Below are 2,655 nucleotides of genomic sequence, written 5' to 3'. Positions count from 1 at the left end.
GGCCAGGGTGTGCGCCAGATCGGCGGGGGAGACCGCGCCGGCGGCGATGACCGATGCAACGAAGCTGGCTTTCTTGTCCTTCGAGGACTTGACCAGGTCTTCCGCGGTCTTTGCATTCAGCTTGCCTGCATGCACCAGGACCCGGGCAACGCCGGAAAGTGCAGATTGGGGGGCTKCGGCAAGAGTGTCCACAGGCAGGTTTCGTGCAAAAAACAAGTCGACGATCGGACGATGATCGCCGATTCATGTGGCACTGTAAACCGAAGCCGGCCCGGGAGCGGTCAAGAAGTCACGCCAAGCAGCCGGATCGCGTGCAACAGATTGCGTCAGGGTGACGGCGACTGAGGATCCAACCTGAGGAACAACTTGATGGACAACGGCAGCGAGGACTGCCGAAAAACTGGTCGGGGTGAGAGGATTCGAACCTCCGGCCTCTACGTCCCGAACGTAGCGCTCTACCAGGCTAAGCTACACCCCGATCTTCCGGTGCGAACCCGCGAGCATCGCGAGGCACCTGATGACAAACAAGTCGCAGTGTTCTGATTCGGGGGTCTCAGAACGACCTGTCGATCGATCGAAAACACAATTCTAGCAGAGCTTCGCGGTGTTTCGAGTCGGGCAGCGACAAGAGACTCGTGCGTGCCTTGTCGGCCTCGTCGCGCGCAGCTTGCCGCGTGGCGTCCAGCGCACCGGTGAGGCGGACGATCTCGACGATTTCCGCCAGGCGATCCACCTCTCCGTGCTCGATCGCATGGCGCACCACGGCGCGTTGTTCTGCGCTGCCGCGTTCCATGGCCAGCAGCAGCGGCAGCGTCGGCTTTCCTTCGCGCAGGTCGTCGCCGACGTTCTTGCCCAGTTGCTCGGTCGCGCCTTCATAGTCGAGCAGGTCGTCGACCAGCTGGAAGGCCGTCCCGAGCGCTCGACCGTAGCTCGCGCAGGCCTCTTCGATGTGCGGCGGCGCATCTGACAGCACCGCACCCAGTCTCGCGCTGGCCTCGAACAGCTTGGCCGTCTTGAACCGGATGACCCGCAGGTAGTCGTCGACCGCGATATCCGGGTCGTGCATGTTCATCAGCTGCAGCACCTCGCCCTCGGCGATCACGTTCGTCGCGTCGGCCAGGACTTCGAGCACCCGCATGCGGTTGACCGACACCATCATCTGGAAGGCGCGCGAATAGAGGAAGTCGCCGACGAGCACGCTGGCCGCGTTGCCGAACAACGCATTGGCGGTTGCCCGGCCACGGCGAAGCTCCGACTCATCGACGACATCGTCATGCAGCAGCGTTGCCGTGTGGATGAATTCGACGATCGCGGCCAGCTCGAACCGCTCCGGCCCCCGAAAGCCCAGCGCGTTGGCAAACAGCAACACCAGCATCGGGCGAATGCGCTTTCCACCGGCGCTGATGATGTAGTTGGAAATCTGGTTGATCAGGGCAACGTCGGAGGACAGGCGCTGCCGGATCACCTGATCGACCTCGCTCATTTCCGGTGCCATGAGTTGCGCGATGTCGGGCACGGGACTGGTGGGATGCGTGGTGGAGGTCTGCACGGAAGGCTCGGGTGGTTGCGCGAAATTATAGGAAGCAGGCGCGTGCCACCGATTTGTGCAGGATTGCCCGCTCGGTGAATGGCTCATCGCTGGTGTCGGGCTTTCCCCGGCTTGGCGGCGCGTGATAGACTCGCGGGCTCTGCATTTCCTGCAGGGTTCGCGCATGGGGTGCCGGTAATCGAGCAGATCAAGAGATCGAGCTGATCGAGAGCCCAGCCCCTGGCGGAATTCATCGAAAGGGCTGATATGTACGCGGTCATAAAAACCGGCGGCAAACAAGAAAAAGTTGCTGCAGGCGAAAAGATCAAGATAGAACAGATTGCTGCGGATGTTGGCCAAGAGATCACGATCGACCAGGTGTTGGCTGTCGGAAACGGCGCTGACCTGAAGATCGGGACTCCCTTGGTTGCGGGCGCAAGCGTGAAGGCCACCGTGGTGGCGCAAGGCAGGCACGACAAGGTGCGCATCTTCAAGATGCGTCGTCGCAAGCACTACCAGAAGCGGCAAGGTCACCGCCAGAACTTCACCGAGATCGAAATCACTGCGATCGTCGGCTGATCAAGGAGTCACACCATGGCACAGAAAAAAGGCGGCGGTTCCACACGGAACGGCCGCGATTCCCAACCGAAGATGCTCGGCGTCAAGGCCTTTGGTGGCCAGCAGATTCCGGCCGGTTCGATCATCGTCCGCCAGCGCGGCACGAAGTTCCATGCCGGTCAGAACGTCGGCATCGGCAAGGACCACACGCTGTTCGCACTGGTCGATGGTGAAGTCAGCTTCGCCATCAAGGGCCCGCGCAACCGCCAGACGGTCAGCGTCAAGACGGCAGCGTGAGCTGCGGCTGCCTCGCGCAGCCGGCGTTGATCCCGAGCCCCGGTCACCCGGGGCTTTTGTTTTTTCCGGTCGCCGGACGACCGGTGGCCTACCATGCAGCCTCTGGCGGTGCGGTGGCCTGTGGGCGAGATCATGAAATTCGTAGACGAAGCGACCATCGATGTGGCGGCAGGCAACGGCGGCAATGGCTGCATGAGCTTTCGCCGCGAGAAGTTCATTCCGTTCGGTGGACCGAACGGGGGTGATGGCGGGCGCGGCGGCAGCGTCTTCGC

General features: G+C 62.2%; 3 protein-coding genes, 1 tRNA gene and 2 pseudogenes. 3 read left to right on the top strand and 3 right to left on the bottom strand.

Going from position 1 to position 2,655, the window contains the following annotated elements; translation table 11 throughout:
* From AC1D01_RS29200 to ispB, 3 genes and pseudogenes are all read right to left on the bottom strand, one after another.
* Nucleotides 1–192, bottom strand: a pseudogene (locus AC1D01_RS29200) (type IV-A pilus assembly ATPase PilB); the annotation flags it as partial.
* A gap of 209 nt (nucleotides 193–401) precedes the next feature.
* Nucleotides 402–478, bottom strand: a tRNA-Pro gene (locus tag AC1D01_RS29195).
* A gap of 75 nt (nucleotides 479–553) precedes the next feature.
* A complete protein-coding gene (gene ispB / locus AC1D01_RS29190) occupies nucleotides 554–1,549 on the bottom strand; it encodes an octaprenyl diphosphate synthase (RefSeq protein ID WP_477872644.1) in 996 nt (331 codons plus the stop codon).
* A gap of 246 nt (nucleotides 1,550–1,795) precedes the next feature.
* Here ispB and rplU point away from each other — a divergent pair, with 246 nt between their 5' ends.
* From rplU to obgE, 3 genes and pseudogenes are all read left to right on the top strand, one after another.
* Complete coding sequence (gene rplU, locus AC1D01_RS29185; RefSeq protein WP_477872642.1) at nucleotides 1,796–2,107, top strand: 50S ribosomal protein L21; 312 nt, start codon at nucleotides 1,796–1,798, stop codon at nucleotides 2,105–2,107.
* A 15-nt stretch (nucleotides 2,108–2,122) separates the two neighbouring features.
* On the top strand, nucleotides 2,123–2,383 hold the full coding sequence (gene rpmA / locus AC1D01_RS29180) for a 50S ribosomal protein L27 (RefSeq protein ID WP_047500144.1): 261 nt from the start codon (nucleotides 2,123–2,125) through the stop codon (nucleotides 2,381–2,383).
* A 132-nt stretch (nucleotides 2,384–2,515) separates the two neighbouring features.
* Nucleotides 2,516–2,655: pseudogene (gene obgE, locus AC1D01_RS29175) on the top strand (GTPase ObgE); the annotation flags it as partial.

The organism is Rhizobacter sp. P3_B12 (genome assembly GCF_056402895.1).
The sequence above is the reverse complement of the archived record's forward strand: the minus strand, read 5'-3'. Positions and strand labels throughout refer to the sequence as shown.

Coding starts and splice junctions, on each gene's coding strand:
- rplU (WP_477872642.1), top strand. CDS start 1,796: ATGTACGCGGTCATAAAAACCGGCGGCAAACAAGAAAAAGTTGCTGCA.
- rpmA (WP_047500144.1), top strand. CDS start 2,123: ATGGCACAGAAAAAAGGCGGCGGTTCCACACGGAACGGCCGCGATTCC.